Source organism: Streptomyces sp. NPDC088350, assembly GCF_044753545.1.
Taxonomy (GTDB): Bacteria; Actinomycetota; Actinomycetes; order Streptomycetales; family Streptomycetaceae; genus Streptomyces.
Genome location: NZ_JBIVNL010000001.1, coordinates 1,039,845 through 1,065,608, shown reverse-complemented (window position 1 = coordinate 1,065,608; position 25,764 = coordinate 1,039,845). Strand labels below are relative to the sequence as shown.

Here is a 25,764-nt window from a genome sequence, read left to right as displayed (position 1 = left end):
CCGGATACCCCCGACACCCCGGAAAACAACAGAGGAGGCGCTCAATGCGCTTCAGACATCGAGCAGTTGCCGGGTTCGCGACCCTGCTGCTTCCGCTCGCCGCGCTCGTCGGTCTGGCCGGTCCCGCCCAGGCCGCGTCGACCGCGACCGCCACCTTCACCAAGACCAGCGACTGGGGCACCGGCTTCGGCGGGCAGTGGACCGTCAAGAACACCGGTAGCAGCGCGATCAGTTCATGGACGGTCGAGTGGGACTACCCCTCCGGTACGTCCGTCACGTCGGCCTGGGACGCGGACGTCACCAGCTCCGGCACCCACTGGACCGCGAAGAACAAGTCCTACAACGGCACCATCGCCGCGGGCGCCTCCGTCTCCTTCGGCTTCAACGGCACCGGCTCCGGCTCGCCCTCCAACTGTCTGCTGAACGGCGGCAGTTGTGACGGCGGCACCACGGTCCCCGGTGACGCGGCGCCCTCCGCACCCGGCACCCCCACCGCCTCCTCCATCACCGACACCTCGGTGAACCTCTCCTGGAGCGCGGCCACCGACGACAAGGGTGTCAAGAACTACGACGTGCTGCGGGGCGGGACGAAGGTCGCCACGGTGACGACGACCTCGTACACCGACACCGGTCTCACCGCCGGCACCGACTACTCCTACACCGTGCAGGCCCGCGACACCGCCGACCAGACCGGCCCGGTCAGCGGCGCGGTCGCCGTGCACACCACGGGCGGTACGACCACTCCCCCGACCACCGGCAGCAAGGTCAGGCTGGGGTACCTCACCGAGTGGGGCACCTACCAGCGCAACTACCAGGTCAAGAACCTGGTGACCTCCGGCTCGGCCGCGAAGATCACACACATCAACTACGCCTTCGGCAACGTGACCAACGGGCAGTGCGCGATCGGTGACGCCTACGCCGACTACCAGAAGACGTTCACCGCCGACCAGTCGGTCAGCGGTGTCGCCGACACCTGGGACCAGCCGCTGGCCGGCAACTTCAACCAGCTGCGCGAGCTGAAGGCCAAGTACCCGAACATCAAGATCCTCTGGTCCTTCGGCGGCTGGACCTGGTCCGGCGGCTTCGCGCAGGCGGCGGCCGACCCGACCGCGTTCGCCAACTCCTGCTACAACCTGGTCGAGGACCCGCGCTGGGCCGACGTGTTCGACGGCATCGACATCGACTGGGAGTACCCGAACGCCTGCGGCCTGTCCTGCGACACCAGCGGCGCGGCGGCCTACAAGAACCTGATGCAGGCCCTGCGCGCGAAGTTCGGCACCGGCAACCTGGTCACCGCCGCCACCACGGCGGACGGCACCTCCGGCGGCAAGATCGACGCCGCCGACTACGCGGGCGCGGCCCAGTACGTCGACTGGTACAACGTGATGACGTACGACTTCTTCGGCGCCTTCAACGCGACCGGCCCGACCGCCCCGCACTCCCCGCTCACCACCTACACCGGCATCCCGACACCGGGCTTCACCACGGCCGACGCGATCGCCAAGTTCAAGTCGAAGGGGGTCCCCGCGAGCAAGCTCCTCATCGGCATCGGCTTCTACGGCAGAGGCTGGACCGGCGTGACCCAGGCCGCACCCGGCGGCTCGGCGACCGGCCCGGCGGCGGGCACCTACGAGCAGGGCATCGAGGACTACAAGGTCCTCAAGACGACCTGCCCGGCCACCGGCACGATCGCCGGCACGGCGTACGCCTACTGCGGCAACAACTGGTGGTCGTACGACACCCCGAGCACGATCGCCGGAAAGATGAGCTGGGCCAAGACCCAGGGTCTGGGCGGCGCGTTCTTCTGGGACTTCAGCGGCGACACCAGCAACGGTGAGCTGGTGACGGCCATCAACAACGGGCTGAGCTGATCCCCACCCCCTCAGCACACCGCCGCGGGCGGACCTCTCCGGTCTGTCCGCGGCGCGTTGCGTGCGGCGCGCGCCCCCGGCGTGCACCTCGGAGGGCCCTTCGGCCCGGGGTGGAGGCCGGTTGGCGTCGGTAGGAAGCTGCTGACCTGGGGCATCTTGGTCCTACGACAGCAAGCGGAACACCGCACCACGGGGGAAACCATGAAGCGCAGGACCACCACGTCCCGCACCGGCAAGAGGTCCGTCCACTCCTGGGCCGCGTCCGCCGGCGCCCTCACCACGGCCGCCGCAGCCGCTCTCATCGCCGCCTCTCCGGTGGACGTCACCGTGGCAATCGGCTCCGCGCCGCACACGGTCGTCGTCGGCCAGGCCGACATACCCAACCCTGTGTGTCCGATCAGGCCACGTTGACCCGCTGGCCGGGGGGTGCCGCCTCCAGCCAGGCCAGAAAACCGGTCAACGCGTCTTCGCTCATGGCGAGTTCGAGCCGCGTGCCCCGGTGCAGACAGGTCAGGATGATCGCGTCGGAGAGCAGGGCGAGTTCCTCCTCGCCCTCGGGGAGGCGGCGGCCGGCGACCTCGATCGCGGAGCGTTCCAGGGTGCGGCGCGGGCGGTAGGCGTAGGAGAAGACGCGGTACCACTCGATGCGGTCGCCGTTGTAGCGGGCGACCCCGTAGCTCCAGCCCTTGCCGTTGGTGTCGGGTTTCTCCGGGACGTCCCAGCGCAGGGAACAGTCGAAGGTGCCGCCGGAGCGCTGGATGAGTCTGCGGCGCAGGCCGAAGACGAACAGCCCCAGCACTACCAGGGCCACCACGATTCCGCACACAGTCAGAGCGAGGACCATCGACACCGACCTCCTCGTCTCCTAGGTAAAACAGGTAACGGAACGGAAAAAACACCCACATTCGCCTCAGCCGCGGCTGGGACCGGATTCCTCCGGTCCCAGCCGCGGCTGAGTCACGTCATCGCGTCAACGCTGGGTTCAGCGCGTCTCCGCCGCACGCAGTCGGACGTCCGCGCGGCGCTCGGCGGACTCGTCGCCCGCCGCCTTCGCCTGCTCCAGCTCGCGCTCCACGCGCTGGACGTCGATCTCGTCCGACAGCTCGGCGATCTCGGCGAGCAGCGACAGCTTGTTGTCCGCGAACGAGATGAAACCGCCGTGCACCGCGGCGACGACCGTCCCTCCGTCGCTCGTACGGATGGTCACCGGGCCCGACTCCAGCACACCGAGCAGCGGCTGGTGACCGGGCATGACGCCGATGTCGCCGGACGTGGTGCGCGCGACGACCAGGGTGGCCTCGCCGGACCAGACCTGGCGGTCCGCGGCGACGAGCTCGACATGCAGCTCAGCAGCCAAGGTGGGCTCCTCGGGTCACCACCCGGCGGTCGTGCCGGGTGTGGGTTCAATTCTAGTAGGCATGGAAGAGGGGGTGGGACACGCCCCACCCCCTCAGGTGAAGCGCGGGGTCAGGAGACGCCCAGCTCCTTCGCGTTGGCCTTCAGGTCCTCGATGCCACCGCAGAGGAAGAACGCCTGCTCCGGGAAGTGGTCGTACTCGCCGTCGATGATCGAGTTGAAGGCCACGATCGACTCGTCCAGCGGGACGTCCGACCCGTCGACGCCGGTGAACTGCTTGGCGACGTGGGTGTTCTGGGACAGGAAGCGCTCCACGCGACGGGCACGGTGGACGGTGAGCTTGTCCTCCTCGCCCAGCTCGTCGATACCGAGGATCGCGATGATGTCCTGAAGGTCCTTGTACTTCTGCAGGACCGTCTTGACGCGCATCGCGGTGTTGTAGTGGTCCGCCGCGATGTAGCGGGGGTCCAGGATGCGGGACGTGGAGTCCAGCGGGTCCACGGCCGGGTAGATGCCCTTCTCGGAGATCGGACGGGACAGAACCGTCGTCGCGTCGAGGTGGGCGAACGTGGTGGCCGGGGCCGGGTCGGTCAGGTCGTCCGCGGGGACGTAGATCGCCTGCATCGAGGTGATCGAGTGACCGCGGGTCGAGGTGATGCGCTCCTGGAGGAGACCCATCTCGTCGGCCAGGTTCGGCTGGTAGCCCACCGCGGAGGGCATGCGGCCGAGCAGGGTCGAGACCTCGGAACCGGCCTGCGTGAAGCGGAAGATGTTGTCGATGAAGAACAGCACGTCCTGGTTCTGCACATCGCGGAAGTACTCCGCCATGGTCAGACCGGCCAGGGCCACGCGCAGACGGGTGCCCGGGGGCTCGTCCATCTGGCCGAAGACGAGCGCCGTCTTGTCGATGACGCCCGAGTCGGCCATCTCCTCGATGAGGTCGTTGCCCTCACGGGTGCGCTCGCCGACACCGGCGAACACGGAGACACCGTCGTGGTTGTTGGCGACGCGGTAGATCATCTCCTGGATGAGCACCGTCTTGCCGACACCGGCACCGCCGAACAGGCCGATCTTGCCGCCCTTGACGTACGGGGTGAGCAGGTCGATGACCTTGACGCCGGTCTCGAACATCTCGGTCTTCGACTCGAGCTCGTCGAAGCGCGGGGCCTTGCGGTGGATGGACCAGCGCTCGCCCTCGTACTTCTCCTCGCTGTTCAGCACCTCACCCAAGGTGTTGAACACCTTGCCCTTGGTGAAGTCGCCGACCGGGACGGTGATGCCCGTGCCCGTGTCGGTGACGGCGGCCTGGCGGACCAGGCCGTCGGTGGGCTGCATCGAGATGGTGCGGACCAGGCCGTCACCCAGGTGCTGGGCGACCTCCAGGGTCAGCGTCTTCTTCGCACCGTCGAGAGCCGGGTCGGCCACCTCGACGTGCAGAGCGTTGTAGATCTCCGGCATCGCGTCGACGGGGAACTCCACGTCGACGACCGGGCCGATGACCCGGGCGACGCGGCCCGTGGCAACGGCCGTCTCAACTGTCGTCGTCATTACTTGTCACTCCCCGCGGTCGCGTCGGCCAGGGCTGCGGAGCCACCGACGATCTCGCTGATTTCCTGGGTGATTTCGGCCTGGCGGGCCGCGTTGGCAAGACGGGAGAGCGTGGTGATCAGGTCTCCCGCGTTGTCGGTCGCCGACTTCATCGCGCGGCGGGTGGCCGCGTGCTTGGAGGCGGCCGACTGGAGCAGCGCGTTGTAGATACGGCTCTCGACGTACCGCGGCAGGAGGGCGTCCAGGACGTCCTCCGCCGACGGCTCGAAGTCGTACAGCGGAAGGATCTCGCCCTGGGGGGCAGCCTCCTCCGCGACCTCTTCGAGGCTGAGGGGCAGCAGCCGGCTGTCGACCGGCGTCTGCGTCATCATCGAGATGAACTCGGTGTAGACGATGTGGAGTTCGTCCACGCCGCCCTCCGCCGTGTCCTTCTCGATGGCCTCGATCAGCGGAGCCGCGACCTTCTTCGCGTCCGCGTAGGTGGGCTCGTCGGTGAAGCCGGTCCACTGCTCCGAGATCTTGCGCTCACGGAAGTTGTAGTGGGCGACACCGCGGCGGCCGACGATGTACGTGTCGACCTCCTTGCCCTCGGCCTCGAGACGTGCCGTCAGCTGCTCCGCGGCCTTGATGGCGTTGGAGTTGAAGGCGCCGGCCAGACCGCGGTCGCTCGTGAGGAGCAGCACCGCGGAACGGGTCGGCGTCTCCGCCTCGGTGGTCAGCGGGTGCCTGGTGTTGGAACCCGTGCCGACCGCCGTGACCGCACGCGTCAGTTCCTTCGCGTACGGCGTCGAGGCCTGCACCTTGCGGTGCGCCTTGACGACGCGCGAGGCGGCGATCATCTCCATCGCCTTGGTGATCTTCTTGGTCGCGGTGACGGATCGGATGCGACGCTTGTAGACCCGGAGCTGGGCTCCCATGAGTCAGGTCCCTTCCTTACGTCACTTGGCCGCGGCCGGGGCGTCCTCGCCGAGGAGCTTGCCGTCCGAGGTCTCGAACTGCTTCTTGAACTCGGCGATCGCGTCCGCGGCGGCGGTGAGGGTGTCGTCCGACATCTTGCCGCCCTCCTTGATGGAGGTCATGAGGCCCTGCTCCTTGCGGTGCAGGTACTCCAGGAGCTCCTTCTCGAAGCGGCGGATGTCCTCGACCGGTACGTCGTCCATCTTGCCGGTGGTCGCGGACCACACGGAGACGACCTGGTCCTCGGTGGCCATCGGCTGGTACTGAGCCTGCTTGAGCAGCTCGACCAGACGCTGACCGCGCTCCAGCTGGGCCTTCGACGCAGCGTCCAGGTCGGAACCGAAGGCGGCGAACGCCTCCAGCTCGCGGTACTGGGCGAGGTCGAGGCGGAGGCGCCCGGAGACCTGCTTCATCGCCTTGTGCTGCGCGGAACCACCGACTCGGGAGACGGAGATACCGACGTTCAGCGCGGGGCGCTGACCGGCGTTGAAGAGGTCCGACTCCAGGAAGCACTGGCCGTCGGTGATGGAGATGACGTTGGTCGGGATGAACGCCGAGACGTCGTTGGCCTTGGTCTCGACGATCGGCAGACCGGTCATCGAGCCCTTGCCCATCTCGTCGGAGAGCTTCGCGCAGCGCTCCAGCAGACGGGAGTGCAGGTAGAAGACGTCGCCCGGGTAGGCCTCACGGCCCGGCGGACGGCGCAGCAGCAGGGACACGGCGCGGTAGGCGTCGGCCTGCTTCGAGAGGTCGTCGAAGATGATGAGGACGTGCTTGCCGTCGTACATCCAGTGCTGGCCGATGGCCGAACCGGTGTACGGCGCCAGGTACTTGAAGCCGGCCGGGTCGGACGCCGGGGCGGCGACGATGGTCGTGTACTCCAGGGCGCCGGCCTCTTCGAGCGCACCACGCACGGAGGCGATGGTGGAGCCCTTCTGACCGATGGCGACGTAGATGCAGCGGACCTGCTTGTTCACGTCGCCCGAGCGCCAGTTGTCGCGCTGGTTGATGATCGTGTCGACGGCCAGGGCGGTCTTGCCCGTCTGGCGGTCGCCGATGATCAGCTGACGCTGGCCACGGCCGATCGGGGTCATCGCGTCGACGGCCTTGTAGCCGGTCTCCATCGGCTCGTGCACCGACTTGCGGACCATGACGCCCGGCGCCTGCAGCTCCAGGGCGCGGCGACCGGTGGTCTCGATCTCGCCGAGGCCGTCGATCGGGTTGCCGAGCGGGTCGACGACACGGCCGAGGTAGCCCTCGCCGACGGCGACGGACAGGACCTCTCCGGTGCGGGTGACCGGCTGGCCCTCCTCGACACCGCTGAACTCGCCGAGGATGACGGTACCGATCTCACGCTCTTCGAGGTTGAGCGCGAGACCGAGGGTGCCGTCCTCGAACTTCAGCAGTTCGTTGGCCATGGCCGAGGGCAGGCCCTCGACCTTCGCGATGCCGTCGCCGGCAAGGGTGACCGTACCGACCTCCTCGCGCGAGGCCGCGTCCGGCTTGTACGACTGGACGAAGTTCTCCAGCGCGTCCCGGATCTCCTCCGGCCGGATCGTGAGCTCCGCCATCTGGGTTCCCTGCTCTCCTTGTTGGGCCCGAAGTTTCACTTGGGGGGATGGGGGGACTCCCCCCATGAACGAGGTGAATCCTCTGCACGGCCCAACTCGGGCCGCCTTACTACGTCTTTGTATGGGTGCTGCTAGCTCGCCATGCGGCGGGCGGCGTCATCGAGGCGGTCCGCGATGGAGCCGTTGATGATCTCGTCGCCGACCTGCACCCGGATCCCGCCGAGGACCTCGGGGTCCACGTCGATGTTCAGGTGCATGTGACGGCCGTAGAGCTTCGCGAGGGCGGCGCCCAGGCGCTGCTTCTGCGGGTCGCTCAGCGGGACCGCCGTGGTGACGACCGCGACCAGGCGACTGCGGCGCTCGGCGGCGAGCTTGGACAGGGACTCGAGTCCCGCTTCCAGGCTACGTCCCCGGGGCGCGGTCACAAGGCGCGTCACCAGTCGTTCGGTGGCCGGCTTGGCCCGGCCGCCGAGCAGGCTGTTCAGCAGCTCGCTCTTGGCCGTGGTGCCCGCCGCGCGGTTGGTCAGCGCGGCACGCAGCCCGGTGTTCGAGGAGACGATCCGGCCGAACCGGAACAGCTCGTCCTCCACGTCGTCGAGCTCGCCCGACTGCTGGGCGGCGGTGAGGTCGGCGGTGGCCGCCAGTTCCTCCAGCGCGTCCACCAGGTCGCGGGACTGCGACCAGCGGGAGCGCACCATGCCGGACAGCAGGTCGAGGGCGGGGCCGCCGACCTGGGCGCCGAGCAGGCGCTCGGCAAGCTGGGCCTTGGCCTCGCCGTCCTGCGCCGGGTCGGTGAGGACCCGACGCAACGACACCTCACGGCCGAGCAGCGCGGTGACGGCGGCCAGCTCGTCGGCGAGCGGCGCCGCGTTCACGGACGTGGAGTCCGTCAGCGCGTCGAGACGCTCACGTGCGGCTGCCAGGGCCTCGCGGCTCGCTCCGTTCATCGCGCCGCCTCGGCCTTCTCCTCGAGCTCATCGAGGAAACGGTCGATGACGCGGCTCTGCCGGGCGTGGTCCTCGAGGGACTCGCCGACGAGCTTGCCGGCCAGGTCGGTGGCGAGCTTGCCCACGTCCTGGCGCAGGGCCTGCGAAGCGGCCTTGCGGTCGGCGTCGATCTGGGTGTGACCGGCGGCGACGATCTCCTCGCGCTGCCGCTGGCCTTCCGCGCGCATCTCGGCGATGAGCGTGGCGCCCTGCTCCTGCGCCTCCTGGCGCAGACGCGCGGCCTCGTGCCGGGCCTCGGCGAGCTGCGCCTTGTACTGCTCAAGGACGCTCTGTGCCTCGGTCTGGGCGGCCTCGGCCTTCTCGATACCGCCCTCGATGGCCTCGCGCCGCTCGTCCAGAACCTTGTTGATGTTCGGGAGGAGCTTCTTGGCGAGGAAGCCGAAGACGATGACGAAGGCGATCAGGCCGATGACAAGCTCGGGGATCGGCGGGACGAGAGGGTTCTCCTTCTCGGCCGCCAGAATGAGCAGCTGGCTCATGTCAGTGCCTTTCGTCTAGTGGGCTGTTGCTGATCGACTGATCAGGTGCCGTAGACGAACGGCATGACCAGGCCGATGAGGGCAAGGGCCTCACAGAAGGCGAAGCCGAGGATCTGGTTGGCGCGGATCAGGCCGGCAGCTTCGGGCTGACGGGCAAGAGCCTGGGTGCCGTTGCCGAAGATGATGCCGACGCCGACGCCCGGACCGATGGCGGCGAGGCCGTAGCCGATGGAGCCGAGCGAACCGGAGACGGCAGCGAGGGTCTCAGTGGCAGCCATGCTGATTCTTCCTTATCTGTACGGACCGGCGGGGGTTGGCCACCGGACACCAAGGGGGGTTCGGGAGGGGGTGCTCAGTGGTGCTCGGCGAGCGCGCCCTGGATGAAGGTGCAGGTCAGCAGCACGAAGACGTACGCCTGCAGGGCCTGGATGAAGAGCTCGAAGGCCGTCATCACGATGACCATGACGAACGAGACACCCGCGTAGGCGATGCCGATGCCGTTGAGCAGGTACCAGCTGGCGATCGTGAAGAGCAGCAGCAGGGTGTGGCCCGCGAACATGTTGGCGAAGAGTCGCACGGCGTGGGTGAACGGCCGGACGATCAGGTTCGAGAGCAGTTCGATGCCCATCGCCAGCGGGAGAACCGCGCCGAGCGACTTGTCGTAACCACTGAAGTTCTTGAAGGCGCCGACGAATCCGTGCCGCTTGAACGTCAGCGAGACCCAGGTGATGTAGACGATCGCCGCGAGGACGATCGGGTACGCGATGATCGAGGTCACCGGGAACTGGGCGACCGGGACGATCGACCAGAGGTTCATCATCCAGATGAAGAAGAACAGCGAGACGACCAGCGGTACGTACTTCTCGCCCTCCTTCTTTCCGATGGTCTCGTAGACGACACCGCGGCGGATGAAGTCGTAGCCGGTCTCGGCGACCATCTGCAGCTTGCCGGGGACGACCTTCGGCTTGCGGAAGGCGGCCCAGAAGAAGCCGACAACGATGACCGAGCCGATCAGCGCCAGCAGCATCGGCTTGTTGAAGTACACGTTGCTGTCGCCGTCCCCCAGAAGGGGCTTGAACAGGAACGAGTGCAGGCCGGGAGCCGGGAAGCCACAGCCGTCGAAGATGTGGCAGTCGGTCTCGAAGGCGAGCACCTGCGTCGGGTCAGCACTCACCGCGGGCTCCTTCAGCGTGGCGCATAGGTACGGCAACCTCGTTGTGTCGGCGCGGCGCGCAGCCGCGGTTCGGCACTGGACTGGTGTTACGGATGTGGGGGCGGCAGTGGGGCATCAAGCCTCGCGATTGAGCAGGCGTCAGCTCAGATGCCCGCGCCCGCGATGCCGCAGTTGGCACCGGACGATAGCAGGGTCGCTTACGTGCTCTTATCCCGGCCCTACCTCTCACGACGAGTGCCCCGACTTCTCGGGCTCGACGTAGAGGATCTTGGCCTTCATGTGGGCACGGGTCTGCGCGGCGGTCCAGATGATGGTTCCGGCGAGCAGGGTGAACGCGAAGGCCTTGGGATTGAACAGCGTGGTGTGCTTGAACGCCGCCAGGAAGATGAACAGCAGAAGAATCTGCGCCGCGAAAAGCATGAGGCCCATCGACTGGAACAAGTGCGGAAGCGATGTGGCAGTGCGCTGCAGTACGTAGAGCCCGATTCCCATGAAGAGGATCACGATCAGCGTCGCAACGGCTGCCCCAATAGCTCCTTTGCCACCGGCGACCACACCACTGACGACGGCGGCAATCGCGCCGACGGCAGCTGTGGGCACAGCGGCCTGAAGGAGAATCCGGGCGTCATTGGACGGCATGGCGGCAACTCCGCTTGCTAAGGGGGGCGTGTCGTCATGGACGAGCGTAGTCCCGGGATGAGAGAGAACCTCACGCCAATGGACCGTCGCACTAGGGTCCTTCGGCTCTGTCCCGGGTTCTCGTGAACCGTATCACAAACTATTTGATGCGGTCTTTACCTAGAAGGTGTGCTTGCTGTCACACATGAGAGTGATGCCGCGCGTCTGTGCAGAAAAGCGGCCAACTTGTCTGCTATAGGGAGGCTTTGTCCTCCCACGAGATGGCAACGCTTTAGTCAGATTCTTACCTTGGCGTCAGCGCGAGGACTCCGCTTTACGTCCGTTCAAGAGCCGCCCACGGGGGCCGACAGCGGTCGCCCCGTTGACTCCTGACACTCCGGCGACAACCGGCGGACGCGGGTCGCGGTCCTCCTCCGCCAGCACGACCACGGGCTCAACCGCCGTCCCACGACGGCGATAACGGGGCGGCACGAGGTGCTCGGCCCAACGGGGGGCGCGGGGGGTGAAGCGGGGCAGCAGGAGGAGGAGCAGGCCGATCGCGCTCAGGAAGACGATGCCGAGGACGATCCACATCGAGGCCGAGTTGACCGAGTAGGCGAGCGCGCCGAACGCGATCAGCGCCGACCAGAAGTACATGATCAGCACCGCCCGGCTGTGCGAGTGGCCGATCTCCAGGAGCCGGTGGTGCAGATGGCCGCGGTCCGCGGCGAACGGCGACTGACCGCGCCAGGTCCGGCGCACGATGGCCAGCACCAGGTCGGCGGCCGGCACCGCGATGATCGTGAGGGGCATCAGCAGCGGGATGTAGATCGGCACCATCGCGTGCACGGTGCTGCGCTCGGACCCGCCGAACAGGTTGTCCGGGTCGACCTGGCCCGTGACGGAGATCGCGCCCGCCGCCAGCACCAGCCCGATCAGCATCGAGCCCGAGTCCCCCATGAAGATGCGCGCGGGGTGCATGTTGTGCGGCAAAAAGCCCAGGCACATCCCCATGAGGATCGCCGAGAAGAGCGTGGCCGGAGCGGCGGCCTCGATGCCGTACGAGTACCAGATGCGGTACGTGTACATGAAGAACGCGGCGGCGGCGATGCACACCATGCCGGCGGCGAGGCCGTCGAGGCCGTCCACGAAGTTCACCGCGTTGATGGTGATGACGACGAGCGCGACCGTCAGCAGGGTGCCCTGCCACTGCGTCAGCGCGACCGTGCCGACCTTCGGGATGGGCAGCCACAGGATCGTCAGACCCTGCATGACCATGACGCCGGCGGCGATCATCTGGCCGCCGAGCTTGATCAGCGCGTCGATCTCGAACTTGTCGTCCAGAACACCGATCAGCCAGATCACGGCCGCACCGGAGAGCAGCGCCCGCGGCTCGTTCGAGTTCTTGAAGACCTCGCTGAGGTTGGTCAGATGGTCGGCGACCAGCAGGCCGGCGCACAGGCCGAAGAACATGGCGATACCGCCGAGCCGCGGAGTCGGTTCCCGGTGCACGTCACGGGCCCGGATCTCCGGCATCGCCCCGGCCACGATCGCGAACTTCCGCACCGGCCCGGTCAGCAGATACGTCACCGCGGCCGTCACGCAGAGCGTCAGCAGGTATTCACGCACAGGCTTCCCCACAGGTCTCGCTGGCCATCACAGCCCCACACCCTAGCGAGGGACGCATATGGTTGGGGACTTCCGGGTAGCGACGATGGTTGCACGTGTGGCTGTGCACCCGGTGACGGGTACCCCCGTTCAGCCCGGATACGGCGGGAATCCACCCACAAGATCCCGCACTTCGTCACGGGCCCGTCTGGCGTCGACCCGCCCGCGCAGCACACCCGCGATCAGCGCCGCGATGCCCGCCATCTCGCCCTCCCCCATGCCCTGCGTGGTCACCGCGGCGGTACCCAGCCGCAGCCCCCGCGAGTCTCCGTGCGGGAGCGCGCAGCAGTCCAACACCATTCCCGCGGCGGCGAGTTGGCCGCGGGCGGCACGGCCGTCGACGCCGAGGGGCAGCGGGTCGGCGGTGATGAGATGGGTGTCGGTCCCGCCCGTGGTGACGACGAGCCCCTCGGCCGCCAGCCCCGCCGCGAGCACGCGGGCGTTGGCGACCACCTGATGGGCGTACGCCGTGAAGGCCGGCGCCGCCGCCTCGCCGAACGCGACGGCCTTCGCGGCGATGGTGTGCATCTGGGCGCCGCCCTGCGTGAACGGGAAGACGGCCCGGTCGACCCGCTCGGCGAGTTCCGCGCCGCACAGGATCATCCCGCCGCGCGGCCCGCGCAGCACCTTGTGCGTGGTGGCGCAGACGACGTCGGCGTACGGCACCGGGTTCGGCGCCGCTCCCCCGGCGACCAGGCCGATGGGGTGGGCCGCGTCGGCGATGAGATGGGCGCCCACCTCGTCGGCGACCTCGCGGAAGAAGGCGTAGTCGATGTGCCGGGGGTAGGCGATGGAACCGCACACGATCGCCTTGGGCCGGTGCGTACGGGCGAGGGCCCGCACCTGCTGGTAGTCGATCAGCCCGGTCTCGGCATCGACCCCGTACCCCACGAAGTCGAACCAGCGCCCGGAGAAGTTCGCGGGCGACCCGTGCGTGAGATGCCCGCCGTACGGCAGCCCCAGCGCGAGGACGGTGTCACCGGGCCGCAGCAGCGCGGCGTACGCGGCGAGCACGGCCGAAGACCCGGAGTGGGACTGCACGTTGGCGTGCGCGGCACCGAACAGCGCCTTGGCCCGCTCCACGGCGACCCGCTCGGCGACGTCGACGATCTCGCAGCCTCCGTGGTGGCGGGCGCCGGGGTATCCCTCGGCGTACTTGTTGGCGAGCGGCGAGCCGAGCGCGGCCAGCACGGCGGGCGAGGTGAAGTTCTCGGCGGCGACCAGCTGGAGCGTCGTCGACTGCCGCTCCAGCTCCCCGAGCAGGATCTCGGCCAGCTCGGGGTCCTGACGGCGCAGGACATCGGCCTCAAGGACAGGGGTGACCGACATGGTGGGCTCCGGGCGTCGACGGTGACGTACGTCCAATGTAGGCCCGGGGCGGGTGGGGCGCGCGGCTGTTGCTACGTCTTCGCCGGTACGCCCGTCAGCGCCGTCACCACCGGATCGATCGCCTGGTTTATCTCGTCGCCGATGGAGCGGAAGAACGGGAGCGGGGCGCCGTACGGGTCGAAGACCTCGTCCGCTTCCGCCGTGGGGGCCAGGAGCCAGCCGCGGAGGGCCGCCGCCGCGCGGACCAGGGCGCGGGCGCGGGCCACCATGCCGTCCTCCAGGGGCGGCAGGGTCGCGGGGTCTATCGCCTTCACCAGGCGGGTGAACTCCTTCAGGGTGAAGGTGCGCAGGCCCGCCGAGTGGCCCATGGAGATGACCTGGGCGCGGTGGTCGCGGGTGGCGGTCAGCACCAGGTCGGCGCGGATCACGTGGTCGTCCAGCAGCTCGCGGCCGGTGAACCCGGAGGGGTCCGCGCCGAAGTCGGTGAGGACCGTCGCCGCGTTGGTCTCCATGGGCGCGCCCTCATGGCCCCAGGTGCCCGCGCTCTCCACGATCAGCCCGCCCCACAGCGGGTCGCCGAGCCGGTCCGCCAGGGCATGACGGGTCAGCCGCTCGGTGATCGGCGAGCGGCACACGTTGCCGGTGCTGACGTGGAGGATGCGGAAGCTGTCCATGGGAAGGCCTCGTTCGAACAGGTTCCCCGTCACTTCCCCGTTGCCTATGCCACGCCCCGCGTCAGGGGCTGTCAATTCGCCACCTCGAGGTCGGGTACGACCTTGCGCAGCTCCTCCGCCGAGATCGCGCCCGCGCGCAGCAGCAGCGGCACCTCGCGGGTGACGTCGACGATCGAGGACGGCACGTTGCCGGGCGTCGGACCGCCGTCGAGGTACACGGAGACCGAGTCGCCGAGCATCTCCTGGGCCGCGTCACAGTCCTCCGGCGCCGGGTGGCCGGTGAGGTTGGCGGAGGAGACCGCCATCGGGCCGACCTCGGTCAGCAGCTCGATGGCGACCGGGTGCAGCGGCATCCGCACGGCGACCGTGCCCCGGGTGTCCCCCAGGTCCCACTGGAGGGACGGCTGGTGCTTGGCGACCAGCGTGAGTGCGCCCGGCCAGAACGCGTCGACGAGTTCCCAGGCCAGCTCGGAGAAGTCCGTGACGAGGCCGTGCAGCGTGTTCGGGGAGCCGATGAGGACGGGGGTGGGCATGTTGCGGCCCCGGCCCTTGGCGTCCAGGAGATCGGCGACGGCCTCCGAGGAGAACGCGTCGGCCCCGATGCCGTAGACCGTGTCGGTCGGCAGGACCACGAGTTCGCCCCGGCGGACGGCGGACGCGGCCTCGCGCAGACCCGTCGTGCGGTCGGTCGCGTCATTGGTGTCGTATCGCCGTGCCATGTCTAGCGGTCTCCTTTTTTTGTAGCTCGGTTCGCCTCCGGGGCGCCTGTTGTCGGTGTCGAGCCCCCGACCGTGCTCACCCCTTCGGGCCTCCGCGCGCTCGGGCTCTCGACACCGACGCGCCCCTTCGGCTCACTCGCTGCTGCCGTAGCGAATGCGGCTGTCATGGCATCGCCCTGCGGGCGGTCGCGAAGCGCGGGCGGTTGTTGAGATCGGGGTGGTCGGCCGCGTCGGCCCAGCCACGCTCCTCGGTGAAGATCCACGGCACCTGGCCGCCCTGGGTGTCGGCGTGCTCGATGACGACGACACCGCCCGGACGGAGAAGCCGGTGTGCGGTGCGCTCGATGCCGCGGATCAGGTCGAGGCCGTCCTCCCCCGAGAACAGGGCGAGTTCGGGGTCGTAGTCCCGGGCCTCCGGCGCCACGTACTCCCACTCCGTGAGCGGGATGTACGGCGGGTTGGAGATGACCAGGTCGACATGGCCGTCGAGGTCGGGGAAGGCGTCCAGGGCGTTGCCCTGCCGCAGGTCGACCCTGGACCCCTCCATGTTCTTGCGGGTCCACTGGAGGGCGTCCTCGGACAGCTCCACGGCGTGCACCCGGGACCGCGGGACCTCCTGCGCGAGGGCGAGCGCGATGGCGCCGGATCCGGTGCAGAGGTCGACGATCAGCGGCTCCACGACGTCCATCGCGCGGACCGCGTCTATGGCCCAGCCGACGACCGACTCGGTCTCGGGGCGCGGCACGAACACCCCAGGCCCGACCTGGAGTTCCAGGTAGCGGAAGAAGGCGCGGCCGGTGATGTGCTGGAGCGGCTCTCGCTGCTCGCGCCGGGCGATGGTCTCCCAGTAGCGGGCGTCGAAGTCCACGTCCTTCACGGAGTGCAGCTCGCCCCGCTTCACACCGTGCACGTACGCGGCGAGCTCCTCCGCGTCGTTGCGCGGCGAGGGCACGCCGGCGTCGGCCAGCCGCTGGGTGGCCTGGGCCACCTCTGCGAGCAGCAGGTTCACGCAAGTCCTCCGTGTCGTACTCGTCCGTGCCGAACGTGCCGTGCGTGCCGTCGTGTTACGCCGCCGCGAGCTTGGCGGCCGAGTCCGCGTCCACGCAGGCCTGGATCATCGCGTCGAGGTCGCCGTCCAGGACCTGGTCGAGGTTGTACGCCTTGAAGCCGACGCGGTGGTCGGAGATGCGGTTCTCCGGGAAGTTGTACGTACGGATCTTCTCGGAGCGGTCGACCGTGCGGACCTGGCTGCGGCGGGCGTCGGCGGCGTTCCTCTCCGCTTCCTCCTGTGCCGCGGCGAGCAGCCTGGAGCGCAGGATACGCATCGCCTGCTCCTTGTTCTGCAGCTGGCTCTTCTCGTTCTGGCAGGAGGCGACGACTCCGGTGGGAATGTGCGTGATGCGCACCGCGGAGTCGGTCGTGTTGACGGACTGGCCGCCGGGGCCCGAGGAGCGGTAGACGTCGATACGGAGGTCGTTCGGGTTGATCTCGACGTCGACCTCCTCCGCCTCGGGGGTGACGAGGACACCGGCCGCGGAGGTGTGGATACGGCCCGCGGACTCGGTCGCCGGGACGCGCTGCACGCGGTGCACTCCGCCCTCGTACTTCAGGCGGGCCCACACGCCCTGTCCGGGCTCGGTGGCGCCGTTGCCGCCCTTGGTCTTCACGGCGACCTGGACGTCCTTGTAGCCGCCCAGCTCGGACTCGGTGGCGTCGATGATCTCGGTCTTCCAGCCGACGCGCTCCGCGTACCGCAGGTACATGCGCAGCAGGTCACCGGCGAACAGGGCGGACTCGTCGCCGCCCGCGCCCGCCTTGACCTCAAGGATCACGTCCTTGTCGTCGTTGGGGTCACGCGGCACGAGCAGCAGCCGCAGCTTCTCCGTGATCTCGTCCCGGTGCTTCTCCAGCTCCTTGACCTCGGCCGCGAACTCCGGGTCGTCGGCGCCGAGTTCACGCGCGGTCTCGATGTCGTCGCCGGTCTGCTTCCAGGAGCGGTACGTGGCGACGATCGGGGTCAGCTCGGCGTAGCGCTTGTTCAGCTTGCGCGCGTTGGCCTGGTCGGCGTGGACCGACGGGTCGGCGAGCTTCGTCTCAAGGTCGGCGTGCTCGCCGATGAGGTCCTCGACAGCCTCGAACATCTTGGGCTCCTGAAATGCGGTGGAGAAAGGGAAGGCGGGCGACCAAAAACGCCGGTCCCGGCACGCCTGTAGAGGGGCGTGGCCGTGGACCGGCGAAATTGAAGCTCGCTACTTCTTGGAGCCGGCGCCAGCCTTGCCGAAGCGGGCCTCGAAGCGGGCCACGCGGCCGCCGGTGTCGAGGATCTTCTGCTTGCCCGTGTAGAACGGGTGGCACTCGGAGCAGACGTCAGCGCGGATCGCTCCGCTGGTGATCGTCGAGCGGGTGGTGAACGACGCGCCACAGGTGCAGCTGACCTGGGTCTCGACGTACTCGGGGTGGATCTCGCGCTTCAAGGTGTCTCCTAGGTTCGGGAGGGCTCCGGGTCGCTCCGCGGGTTTGCGGGGCGTGAACCGGGGCCGACTGTCCAGTCTGCCAGGACTGGGGCCATCCCCCCAAACCGGGGGTTCGCGTGGTGTATTCCCGGCGGGTCCGTTGTGGCTGGTCGCGCCCACGCGGCGGAGCCGCACAATGTCTCAGCCCCGCGCCCCTAGGGGGCGCTCACCACACCCTTTGCCTCACCGGTGGCCGTGCCTTTACTCGCCGCCGCCGGGATCGGCTGGTCGTTCTTCAGGGCCGTCCAGACCAGCTGTGCCTTCGACTTCTCCACGATCACGCGGTTCGGGTTGGCCGGGTCGTACTCGACCGGCATGGTGACCATGGTCATGTTGGCGGAGCTGATGCTCTTGAGGCCGTTGGCGAAGGACGTGAGGGAGTTCACGGAGCCGAGGTCGGAGTCGGTGGTGACGGCCTTGGTGGCGGTGTTGGCGAGGTCGTAGAGCTTGGTCGGGCTGGTGAGGACGCCGATGTGCTTGACCTGGTTGACCAGGGCCTTGATGAAGGCCTGCTGGAGCTGGATGCGGCCGAGGTCGGAGCCGTCGCCGACGCCGTGCCGGGTGCGGACCAGGCCGAGGGCCTGGGAGCCGTTGAGCGTGTGGGTGCCGGCCTTGAGGTCCAGGTGGCTCTGGGAGTCCTTGATGTCCTTCGTGGTGGTGATCCGGACGCCGCCGAGCTCGTTGATGAGCTTCTCGAAGCCGGAGAAGTCGACTTCGAGGTAGTGGTCCATGCGCAGGCCGGAGAGGGACTCGACGGTCTTCACCGCGCAGGCCGCGCCGCCGGTCGAGTACGCCGAGTTGAACATGACGCCGGAGGCGGGGTCGTGCGTGACGCCCTTGGTGTCGGTGCACTCGGGACGGTCGATGAGGGTGTCGCGCGGGATGGACACCACGCTGGCCTTCTTGTGGCCCTTGTAGACGTGGATGATCATCGCGGTGTCAGAGCGGGCGCTGCCGTCGTCCGTGCCGCCGCCCAGCTTCTTGTTGGTGCCGGAGCGGGTGTCCGAGCCCAGCACCAGGATGTTCTCCGAGCCGTTGTCGACCTTGACCGGCCGGTCGGTGCCGAGGGCCTGGTTGATGTCGACGCTCTTGATATTGCCGTTGAGCTTGAAGTACACGTACCCGGCGCCGGTGCCGCCCAGCACCAGGACGCCTCCCGCGACCCAGGCCGTGATCAGCAGGGCCTTGTGACGCGGACCGCGGTCCTTCTTGCGGCCTTCGGCGCGGTGGCGCGGGCCGCTGTTGCCGTCCTTGCCCGGTATGGCGGGCTCCGGCGTGCTCTCGGCGGACATGGGCTCCTCGAATCTCGTTCCGGTCGGTTACCCCCTGCTTTCAGGGTTCAGGCCTGGCCGAAGCGACCGATACCGCTCAATCCTCGCTCCATGGTCGCTCCACCAGGTCAGACAGGGAAACTCGGGAAAGGGTTGCACAACGCAGAGTGCCCATCGCGTACGGCGATGGGCACTCTGCGTAGTCGAGTCAGCGGGTCACACCCCGCTCACCTGCTCTTTCACCCGAAGATGTCGTACTGCTGGAAACCGGTACCAAGTGACTTCGGTGTGCCGAATATCTCGCTGGTCGCCTTCCCGGTGCCCGGGTAGACGTAGAGCGTGCCGCTCGCGTTGCGGATCAGGAGGTCCGCCTTGCCGTCGCCGGTGAAGTCGCCGACCGCGTCGAAGGCGTTGTAGCTGGCCCAGGTGCGGACCTTCACGCGGGCCGCGAAGGCACCCGAGCCGGACTTGCCTGCGCCCTTGTACAGGTAGAGGGCGCCGGTGCTCTTGTTGCGGGCGAGCAGGTCGGCCTTGCCGTCGCCGGTGAAGTCGCCCTTGCCGACCACCACGTTGTACTGGCTCCAGCCCCCGCCGACCCGCGACGGGGTGCCGAAGGTGCCGTTGCCCTTGCCCGGGTAGATCCACAGCACACCGGCGCTGTCGACCGAGACCAGGTCGGGCAGGTAGTCGCCGGTGACATCGCCGGGGGCGAGGATCCGGGTGCGGGTCTTCCAGTTGGCGAAGATCTTCGTGCTGGCCCAACTGCCGTCGGTGCGCGCGCTGTTGAGCACGAAGTGGTCCCAGTAGACCGCGCCGGAGGTGGTCCGGTAGATCCAGTCCTGGAAGCCGTCCCGGTTCAGGTCGGCGGACCGGACCAGGTTGACGCCGCCCCAGTCGCCCAGGGACACGCGGGTGGCCAGCGAGGTGCCCTTGGAGTCCAGCTCGTAGCCGACCTTGTTGGAGGACTTGCGGGCGAAGACGTCGGCCTTGTTGTCGGTGTAGCTCAGGTTGCCGTCGTCGACCTGCGCGTAGGCGGCGCCGACGTAGGTGCTGACCTTCGAGAAGACGCCGTAGGAGCCCTCGACGACGCAGTCGTTGACCGTGGTGGCGTCACCGTCGTCGGCGCTCCAGGAGACGACGCCGACGATCCGGCCGCCGACGATCAGCGGGCCGCCGGAGTCGCCGTTGCAGATCGCCGTCGTGCCGGTGTCGCTGCCGGTGGCGGGCTTGCCCGCGCAGACCATGTGGCCCTTGATGAACAGGTGGCCGTAGGTGCCGGCGCAGGTGGTGTCCGACACCATCGGCAGGGTGGCCGTCTTCAGCGTGTCGGAGAGGTCGTCCGTGGTGGAGCTGGTGCGGCCCCAGCCGTAGACGGTGGCGCTCTTGCCGGCCGCGTACGACGCCGTGTCGGTGTTCGTCGTCAGACGGACCGGGGTGGCCTTGACGGGGAGCCCCAGGGTGAGGACCGCGATGTCGTTGTCGACGGTCGCCGGGTTGTACGACGGCTGGGTCCACTGGCGCAGGACCGCGGTGGCCTGGCCGCCGTGCAGGTCGGTGGTGGTGGTGCCGTCGGCGTTCGTCGTGCTGGTCGGCAGCTGCGCGGTGCTGGTGATGACGGCGCCGTATTTGGCCCAGTTGTAGGCCTTGCCGTGGTCGTCCTTGGTGCAGTGCCCGGCCGTGAGGATCTTCGTCGGCGAGATGACCGAGCCGCCGCAGAAGAAGCCCAGGTCGTCGCCCTCGCTGGTGGTGCCCTTGTCGTCGTAGTACCAGAGCTGCGCCATGAACGGCGCGGTCGTGATGGTGGTGTCCGTGCCGCCGATGATCTTCGGGCTGACGGCGGAGCCGCTGCCGCTCGCGGTCGCGGACGACTTCTTGGTCGTCGCGCCGGCGGTGTCGTCACTGGCCTGGGCGCCCGCGACGCGTTCCTTCAGCGTGGCGAGCGAGGTCGTGCTGATGGCGGGCTTCGCGGTCGGCGTCGGCAGCGCGGTGGCCGCGTCGGCGGACGTCGTCATCAGTGCGGCGGCCACGGCGGCGGCGATACCGGCCGCGGCGACGGGCAGTACGAAACGCGTCCGGCGTCTGTGCCGACCGGCCCCAGGCATGGGCGTACCCATTCAAGTCCCCCCTCGGGATCAGAAGTTCGGACGATTACCGAAAGCAAGTCCGAAGGGCGCGATCGTACAGCGAGCCACTGACAACGCAGAGGGCCGCCCCCTTAACAGGGGACGGCCCTTTGGTAACGCTGACTTCCCTTGACCGACTTGTCTTAGTCGCCGTTGCCGGGAGTGGTCTTCTGGATCTGGAGCAGGAACTCGGCGTTCGACTTCGTCTGCTTCATTTTGTCGAGGAGCAGCTCGATCGCCTGCTGCTGGTCGAGCGCGTGCAGCACCCGGCGCAGCTTCCAGGTGACGGCCAACTCGTCGCTGCCGAGCAGGATCTCTTCCTTACGGGTACCGGACGCGTCGACGTCCACCGCGGGGAAGATGCGCTTGTCGGCGAGCTTCCGGTCGAGCTTCAGCTCGGCGTTGCCCGTGCCCTTGAACTCCTCGAAGATGACCTCGTCCATGCGCGAGCCGGTGTCGACGAGCGCGGTGGCGAGGATGGTCAGCGAACCGCCGTCCTCGATGTTGCGCGCGGCACCGAAGAAGCGCTTGGGCGGGTACAGCGCCGTCGAGTCGACACCACCGGAGAGGATGCGGCCGGAGGCGGGGGCGGCGAGGTTGTAGGCACGGCCCAGACGCGTGATCGAGTCGAGCAGGACGACCACGTCGTGGCCCAGCTCCACCAGGCGCTTGGCGCGCTCGATGGCCAGCTCCGCGACCGTGGTGTGGTCCTCGGCCGGGCGGTCGAAGGTCGAGGAGATGACCTCGCCCTTCACCGACCGCTGCATGTCGGTGACCTCTTCCGGACGCTCGTCGACCAGGACGACCATCAGGTGGCACTCGGGGTTGTTGTGCGTGATCGCGTTGGCGATCGCCTGCATGATCATGGTCTTGCCGGTCTTCGGCGGGGCCACGATCAGACCGCGCTGGCCCTTGCCGATGGGCGCGACGAGGTCGATGATGCGGGTCGTCAGCACCCCCGGGTCGGTCTCCAGACGGAGCCGGTCCTGCGGGTACAGCGGCGTCAGCTTGTTGAACTCCGGCCGCCCGCGGCCGTGTTCGGGCGCCATGCCGTTGACGGAGTCGAGACGCACGAGCGCGTTGAACTTCTCGCGGCGCTCGCCCTCCTTCGGCTGGCGGACCGCGCCGGTGACGTGGTCGCCCTTGCGCAGGCCGTTCTTGCGGACCTGGGCGAGGGAGACGTACACGTCGTTGGGACCCGGCAGGTAGCCCGACGTACGGATGAAGGCGTAGTTGTCGAGGATGTCGAGGATGCCCGCGACGGGGATCAGGACATCGTCGTCCGCGACCTGCGGCTCGCCCGCGGCGCCGCCGCCGAACTCGTCACGGCCGCGACGGCCACGGCGGTCCCGGTACCGGCCGCGCCGGCCGCGCCGGCCGTCGCCGAACTCGTCGTCGTCCTGCGGGCCGTTGTCGCGCTGCTGGCGGTCCTGACGGTCCTGGCGGCCACCGCTCTGCTGCTGGCCGCCCTGCTGACGGTCCTGCTGCTGGCGGTCCGGACGGCCGCCGCTCTGCTGCTGGCCGCCGCCCTGCTGCTCCTCGGGCTTGCGGCGGTCGCCGCGGTCGCGCTCCTGACGGCCACCGCGGTCGCGGTCACGGCGGTCACGGCGGCCCTGACGGCCGTCGTCACCGGCGTCGCCCCTGGCCTCGCCCTGCGCGGCGGCGGGCGTCTCGGCCCTCGGCTCGCTCTTCGCCTCGGCGGTGACCGTCTCGGGGCTGCCGGCCTCGGCGGTGGCACGGCGACGACGACGCTCCACAGGCGCGTCGTCTCCCCCACGCTCGGCTTCGCTCGCGCGGGAGGGGCCCCCAGCGGGCTGGCCGGGGATCTCGATCTGCTGCTGGGCCACGGCCTTCTCGGCGGCGACCTTCTCGGCCTTCTGCTCGGCCGGGGCCACGGCCTCGTCGCCGGTACGGGCCTTGGAGGTGGCGCGGCGCTTCGGCTTGGTCTCGGTGGCGGTCTCGGCCTTGGCCGGAGCACCCCCTCCCGCCTGCGCCTCCTTGATGACCTCGATCAGCTGGCTCTTGCGCATACGCGCGGTGCCCCTGATGCCGAGGCCGGATGCGACCTGCTGCAGCTCGGCCAGCACCATGCCGTCGAGGCCGGTACCGCGGCGCCGCCGGGAGCCGGCACCGGTGGCAGGCGCGGAGGCGTCCGTGGCGGGCGCGGCAGCGGTCTCCTCGACACGTGCGCCCATCAGATCGGTGGTGTCGCTCACGAAGGGTCCTTCCCTGGAGCGGACGTCGGCCTGTCTGGCTCGGCGACCGGTTGTGCTGTCCGGCTTCGGTTCTTGCTGTGTGAACCGTGCCGGGGCGGTGGTCCGCCTAAGCGGCGGAAGAGTGTTCTGGTGACGGCGCTTCCCAAAGCAGTGGCACCGAGTGTCTGTGTCACGTGGCTTGGTCGCACCAATTCCGGAGCGTGCCCGGCGAACCGCTCAGTGCCCGCGTACGAGGTACTGCCCGCGTACGTCGTACGAAACACAGTGCGGCTTGGGAGGCTCCCGGAAGAATGTCTGTCCCGGACGGGGACAACAAGCACCTCGCCATGGTGGGGTCGGGTGCAGACTTGAGATTAACACTACCGGATCCAACAAACATTCCCCCTCTCGAAATCCGGCGACGGTACGTAGTCAATTGGCGCTCGGGGCGGCGAGCGGGAGGACGCACGCGCCCTGTGCGTCGAGGTCCAGCCGGTTGGCGGCCCAGCCCTCGCCGGCGAGGTGGGACACCTTGTCGGCGTTGTCTGCGTCGACGAGTGCCAGCACGGTGGGCCCGGCACCGGAGATGACGGCCGGAACTCCGTCCGCCCTCAAGCGGTCCACGAGTGCGGCACTCTCCGGCATGGCCGGCGCGCGGTACTCCTGGTGCAGACGGTCCTCGGTGGCGGGCAGCAGCAGCTCGGGGCGGCGGGTGAGGGCCTCGACGAGCAGTGCGGCGCGGCCCGCGTTGGCGGCGGCGTCGACGTGCGGGACGCTCCGCGGGAGCAGGCCGCGCGCGGTCTCGGTGAGGACGGGCTTCCCGGGCACGAAAACCACCGGAACGATGGAATCGGCGGGATCCATCCTGATCGCCCGCGCGGCGCCGCCGTCCATCCAGGAGAGCGTGAAGCCGCCGAGCAGACAGGCCGCCACGTTGTCGGGGTGGCCCTCGATCTCGGTGGCGAGTTCGAGCAGGGCCGTGTCGTCGAGCCGGGAGTCCCCGCCTATGGTCACGGCGCGCGCGGCGACGATGCCGGCGCAGATGGCGGCGGAGGAGGAACCCAGGCCGCGGCCGTGCGGGATGCGGTTGGCGCACACGATCTCCAGGCCGCGCGGCTGTCCGCCGAGCAGGTCGAAGGCGGTGCGCAGGGACCGTACGAGGAGGTGGTTCTCGTCGCGCGGGAGGGTCTCGCTGCCCTCGCCGGCGATGTCGATGAGCAGCCCGGAGTCGGCGACACGGACGACGACGTCGTCGTAGAGCCCCAGCGAGAGGCCGAAGGCGTCGAAGCCCGGGCCGAGGTTGGCGCTGGTGGCGGGGACGCGCACCCGGACGGCGGCGGCGCGGAAGGCTGGACCGGCCATCGCTCGATGACTCTCCTTGAGCTGCGTGATTGTCGAAGACATTCGATGGAATTCGATGACATCCGATAGGTACGTGAAGACCCTCGGGCCGTGGAGACGGCGCGGTGCCGAGCCATGCGCGCAGGCATATGCGGCGGGCGGGTTCGGTACAGCCTATCGAAGGAAGGTTCTGTGGCGACATAGGGCGCACAGGAGGCGCACGATGCGTGTCGTAAGCCCCCTGTGCACCCCCCGTAGGGACTTCCCTACGAGGGGCTTCGAGGGTGTCGGTTACGCGAGTCCGAGCCGCTCGGCCGCCGTCGGCGCGTCGACGGGGATCGTGACCGGCTGCGGGGCGCCCGCGACGGCCCAGTCGGGGTCCTTGAGGCCGTTTCCGGTCACCGTGCAGACGATGGTCTGGCCCGGGTCGACCTTGCCCTGCTCGGCGGCCTTCAGCAGACCGGCGACGGAAGCGGCGGACGCGGGCTCGACGAAAACGCCCTCCTGAGCGGCCAACAGCCGGTAGGCGCGCAGGATCTCACGGTCCGTCACCTCGTCGATGAACCCGCCGGACTCGTCCCGCGCGGCCAGCGCGTACTGCCAGGACGCGGGGTTGCCGATGCGGATCGCGGTGGCGATCGTCGAGGGGTCCTTGACGATCTCGCCGCGCACGATGGGCGCGGACCCGGACGCCTGGAACCCCCACATGCGCGGGGTCTGCCGGGCGATCCCGTCCCCGGCGTACTCCTTGTAGCCCTTCCAGTACGCGGTGATGTTGCCCGCGTTGCCCACCGGCAGGACGTGGATGTCGGGCGCGTCGCCGAGCATGTCGACGATCTCGAAGGCGGCCGTCTTCTGGCCCTCGATGCGCACCGGGTTGACCGAATTCACCAGCGCCACAGGGTAGTTGTCGCTCAGCTCGCGGGCGAGGGTGAGGCAGTCGTCGAAGTTCCCGTCGACCTGGAGGATCTTCGCGCCGTGCACGAGGGCCTGGCCCATCTTGCCGAGCGCGATCTTGCCGCGCGGCACGAGGACGGCGCAGACCATCCCGGCGCGTACGGCGTAGGCGGCGGCGGACGCGGAGGTGTTGCCGGTGGAGGCGCAGATGACGGCCTGCGCGCCCTCCTCCTTGGCCCGCGTGATGGCCATGGTCATACCGCGGTCCTTGAAGGACCCGGTGGGGTTGGCACCCTCCACCTTGAGGTGGACCTCGCAGCCGGTGCGCTCGGAGAGCACCTGCGCGGGCACGAGGGGCGTGCCGCCCTCGCGGAGGGAGACGACCGGCGTGCTGTCGGATACCGGCAGCCGGTCCCGGTACTCCTCGATGATTCCGCGCCACTGGTGGGTCAT

General features: G+C 68.9%; 24 protein-coding genes. 2 read left to right on the top strand and 22 right to left on the bottom strand.

Going from position 1 to position 25,764, the window contains the following annotated elements; genetic code table 11:
• Positions 1-44 precede the first annotated feature (44 nt).
• Together ACIQBL_RS04950 and ACIQBL_RS04945 are read left to right on the top strand one after the other, a co-directional pair.
• Positions 45-1,871 carry a glycosyl hydrolase family 18 protein gene (locus tag ACIQBL_RS04950; protein WP_401936835.1) on the top strand — a complete coding sequence of 609 codons (1,827 nt, stop codon included), beginning with the start codon at positions 45-47 and terminating at the stop codon, positions 1,869-1,871.
• A 201-nt stretch (positions 1,872-2,072) separates the two neighbouring features.
• On the top strand, positions 2,073-2,282 hold the full coding sequence (locus ACIQBL_RS04945; RefSeq protein WP_401936832.1) for a hypothetical protein: 210 nt from the start codon (positions 2,073-2,075) through the stop codon (positions 2,280-2,282).
• On the opposite strand, the gene ACIQBL_RS04940 is transcribed toward ACIQBL_RS04945, so the two are convergent.
• From ACIQBL_RS04940 to thrC, 22 genes are all read right to left on the bottom strand, one after another.
• Positions 2,269-2,715 (bottom strand): DUF2550 domain-containing protein, encoded by a 447-nt coding sequence (locus tag ACIQBL_RS04940; RefSeq protein ID WP_200679780.1) that lies wholly within the window; start codon positions 2,713-2,715, stop codon positions 2,269-2,271. The genes ACIQBL_RS04945 and ACIQBL_RS04940 overlap by 14 nt on opposite strands.
• Positions 2,716-2,853: 138 nt before the next feature.
• A complete protein-coding gene (locus ACIQBL_RS04935) occupies positions 2,854-3,228 on the bottom strand; it encodes a F0F1 ATP synthase subunit epsilon (RefSeq protein WP_401936829.1) in 375 nt (124 codons plus the stop codon).
• A 110-nt stretch (positions 3,229-3,338) separates the two neighbouring features.
• Entirely contained in the window at positions 3,339-4,775 is a 1,437-nt protein-coding gene (atpD, locus tag ACIQBL_RS04930; protein WP_401936826.1) for a F0F1 ATP synthase subunit beta, read from the bottom strand.
• A complete protein-coding gene (locus ACIQBL_RS04925) occupies positions 4,775-5,692 on the bottom strand; it encodes a F0F1 ATP synthase subunit gamma (RefSeq protein ID WP_401936823.1) in 918 nt (305 codons plus the stop codon). The genes atpD and ACIQBL_RS04925 overlap by 1 nt, the downstream gene beginning before the upstream one ends.
• A gap of 21 nt (positions 5,693-5,713) precedes the next feature.
• Complete coding sequence (atpA, locus tag ACIQBL_RS04920) at positions 5,714-7,303, bottom strand: F0F1 ATP synthase subunit alpha (RefSeq protein WP_043683095.1); 1,590 nt, start codon at positions 7,301-7,303, stop codon at positions 5,714-5,716.
• Between the two features lie 131 nt (positions 7,304-7,434).
• On the bottom strand, positions 7,435-8,250 hold the full coding sequence (locus ACIQBL_RS04915; protein ID WP_401936819.1) for a F0F1 ATP synthase subunit delta: 816 nt from the start codon (positions 8,248-8,250) through the stop codon (positions 7,435-7,437).
• The gene (locus tag ACIQBL_RS04910) at positions 8,247-8,789 is read right to left on the bottom strand and encodes a F0F1 ATP synthase subunit B (RefSeq protein WP_200679770.1); all 543 of its coding nucleotides are present in this window, start codon (positions 8,787-8,789) and stop codon (positions 8,247-8,249) included. The genes ACIQBL_RS04915 and ACIQBL_RS04910 overlap by 4 nt, the downstream gene beginning before the upstream one ends.
• Before the next feature lie 41 nt (positions 8,790-8,830).
• Positions 8,831-9,067: an ATP synthase subunit C gene (locus ACIQBL_RS04905; protein ID WP_043683105.1), complete on the bottom strand. Its 237-nt coding sequence runs from the start codon at positions 9,065-9,067 to the stop codon at positions 8,831-8,833.
• A 74-nt stretch (positions 9,068-9,141) separates the two neighbouring features.
• Positions 9,142-9,978 (bottom strand): F0F1 ATP synthase subunit A, encoded by an 837-nt coding sequence (gene atpB / locus ACIQBL_RS04900; RefSeq protein WP_200711013.1) that lies wholly within the window; start codon positions 9,976-9,978, stop codon positions 9,142-9,144.
• A 210-nt stretch (positions 9,979-10,188) separates the two neighbouring features.
• A complete protein-coding gene (locus tag ACIQBL_RS04895; RefSeq protein WP_401936815.1) occupies positions 10,189-10,602 on the bottom strand; it encodes a hypothetical protein in 414 nt (137 codons plus the stop codon).
• Between the two features lie 294 nt (positions 10,603-10,896).
• Positions 10,897-12,210, bottom strand: a complete 1,314-nt coding sequence (locus tag ACIQBL_RS04890; RefSeq protein WP_401936813.1) for an MraY family glycosyltransferase — start codon at positions 12,208-12,210, stop codon at positions 10,897-10,899.
• A gap of 129 nt (positions 12,211-12,339) precedes the next feature.
• A complete protein-coding gene (gene glyA / locus ACIQBL_RS04885) occupies positions 12,340-13,578 on the bottom strand; it encodes a serine hydroxymethyltransferase (protein ID WP_401936811.1) in 1,239 nt (412 codons plus the stop codon).
• A gap of 71 nt (positions 13,579-13,649) precedes the next feature.
• Positions 13,650-14,327 (bottom strand): protein-tyrosine-phosphatase, encoded by a 678-nt coding sequence (locus ACIQBL_RS04880; protein ID WP_401936808.1) that lies wholly within the window; start codon positions 14,325-14,327, stop codon positions 13,650-13,652.
• A complete protein-coding gene (locus tag ACIQBL_RS04875; RefSeq protein ID WP_033285396.1) occupies positions 14,324-14,971 on the bottom strand; it encodes an L-threonylcarbamoyladenylate synthase in 648 nt (215 codons plus the stop codon). The genes ACIQBL_RS04880 and ACIQBL_RS04875 overlap by 4 nt, the downstream gene beginning before the upstream one ends.
• Before the next feature lie 163 nt (positions 14,972-15,134).
• Entirely contained in the window at positions 15,135-15,980 is an 846-nt protein-coding gene (gene prmC, locus ACIQBL_RS04870) for a peptide chain release factor N(5)-glutamine methyltransferase (RefSeq protein WP_401936805.1), read from the bottom strand.
• 55 nt (positions 15,981-16,035) lie between these two features.
• A complete protein-coding gene (gene prfA, locus ACIQBL_RS04865; protein WP_401936802.1) occupies positions 16,036-17,112 on the bottom strand; it encodes a peptide chain release factor 1 in 1,077 nt (358 codons plus the stop codon).
• A gap of 108 nt (positions 17,113-17,220) precedes the next feature.
• On the bottom strand, positions 17,221-17,445 hold the full coding sequence (rpmE, locus tag ACIQBL_RS04860) for a 50S ribosomal protein L31 (RefSeq protein ID WP_401936800.1): 225 nt from the start codon (positions 17,443-17,445) through the stop codon (positions 17,221-17,223).
• A 194-nt stretch (positions 17,446-17,639) separates the two neighbouring features.
• On the bottom strand, positions 17,640-18,776 hold the full coding sequence (locus ACIQBL_RS04855) for an LCP family protein (protein WP_401936797.1): 1,137 nt from the start codon (positions 18,774-18,776) through the stop codon (positions 17,640-17,642).
• A 218-nt stretch (positions 18,777-18,994) separates the two neighbouring features.
• Positions 18,995-20,857 (bottom strand): trypsin-like serine protease, encoded by a 1,863-nt coding sequence (locus ACIQBL_RS04850; RefSeq protein ID WP_401936795.1) that lies wholly within the window; start codon positions 20,855-20,857, stop codon positions 18,995-18,997.
• 164 nt (positions 20,858-21,021) lie between these two features.
• Complete coding sequence (gene rho, locus ACIQBL_RS04845) at positions 21,022-23,094, bottom strand: transcription termination factor Rho (protein WP_401936792.1); 2,073 nt, start codon at positions 23,092-23,094, stop codon at positions 21,022-21,024.
• 411 nt (positions 23,095-23,505) lie between these two features.
• The gene (thrB, locus tag ACIQBL_RS04840) at positions 23,506-24,435 is read right to left on the bottom strand and encodes a homoserine kinase (protein WP_033285391.1); all 930 of its coding nucleotides are present in this window, start codon (positions 24,433-24,435) and stop codon (positions 23,506-23,508) included.
• Positions 24,436-24,705: 270 nt separating this feature from the next.
• Entirely contained in the window at positions 24,706-25,764 is a 1,059-nt protein-coding gene (thrC, locus tag ACIQBL_RS04835) for a threonine synthase (protein ID WP_363097098.1), read from the bottom strand.

Coding starts and splice junctions, on each gene's coding strand:
- ACIQBL_RS04950 (WP_401936835.1), top strand. CDS start 45: ATGCGCTTCAGACATCGAGCAGTTGCCGGGTTCGCGACCCTGCTGCTT.
- ACIQBL_RS04945 (WP_401936832.1), top strand. CDS start 2,073: ATGAAGCGCAGGACCACCACGTCCCGCACCGGCAAGAGGTCCGTCCAC.
- ACIQBL_RS04940 (WP_200679780.1), bottom strand. CDS start 2,715: ATGGTCCTCGCTCTGACTGTGTGCGGAATCGTGGTGGCCCTGGTAGTG.
- atpD (WP_401936826.1), bottom strand. CDS start 4,775: ATGACGACGACAGTTGAGACGGCCGTTGCCACGGGCCGCGTCGCCCGG.
- ACIQBL_RS04925 (WP_401936823.1), bottom strand. CDS start 5,692: ATGGGAGCCCAGCTCCGGGTCTACAAGCGTCGCATCCGATCCGTCACC.
- atpA (WP_043683095.1), bottom strand. CDS start 7,303: ATGGCGGAGCTCACGATCCGGCCGGAGGAGATCCGGGACGCGCTGGAG.
- ACIQBL_RS04915 (WP_401936819.1), bottom strand. CDS start 8,250: ATGAACGGAGCGAGCCGCGAGGCCCTGGCAGCCGCACGTGAGCGTCTC.
- ACIQBL_RS04910 (WP_200679770.1), bottom strand. CDS start 8,789: ATGAGCCAGCTGCTCATTCTGGCGGCCGAGAAGGAGAACCCTCTCGTC.
- ACIQBL_RS04905 (WP_043683105.1), bottom strand. CDS start 9,067: ATGGCTGCCACTGAGACCCTCGCTGCCGTCTCCGGTTCGCTCGGCTCC.
- ACIQBL_RS04895 (WP_401936815.1), bottom strand. CDS start 10,602: ATGCCGTCCAATGACGCCCGGATTCTCCTTCAGGCCGCTGTGCCCACA.
- glyA (WP_401936811.1), bottom strand. CDS start 13,578: ATGTCGGTCACCCCTGTCCTTGAGGCCGATGTCCTGCGCCGTCAGGAC.
- ACIQBL_RS04875 (WP_033285396.1), bottom strand. CDS start 14,971: ATGGCACGGCGATACGACACCAATGACGCGACCGACCGCACGACGGGT.
- prfA (WP_401936802.1), bottom strand. CDS start 17,112: ATGTTCGAGGCTGTCGAGGACCTCATCGGCGAGCACGCCGACCTTGAG.
- ACIQBL_RS04855 (WP_401936797.1), bottom strand. CDS start 18,776: ATGTCCGCCGAGAGCACGCCGGAGCCCGCCATACCGGGCAAGGACGGC.
- ACIQBL_RS04850 (WP_401936795.1), bottom strand. CDS start 20,857: ATGCCTGGGGCCGGTCGGCACAGACGCCGGACGCGTTTCGTACTGCCC.
- thrB (WP_033285391.1), bottom strand. CDS start 24,435: ATGGCCGGTCCAGCCTTCCGCGCCGCCGCCGTCCGGGTGCGCGTCCCC.
- thrC (WP_363097098.1), bottom strand. CDS start 25,764: ATGACCCACCAGTGGCGCGGAATCATCGAGGAGTACCGGGACCGGCTG.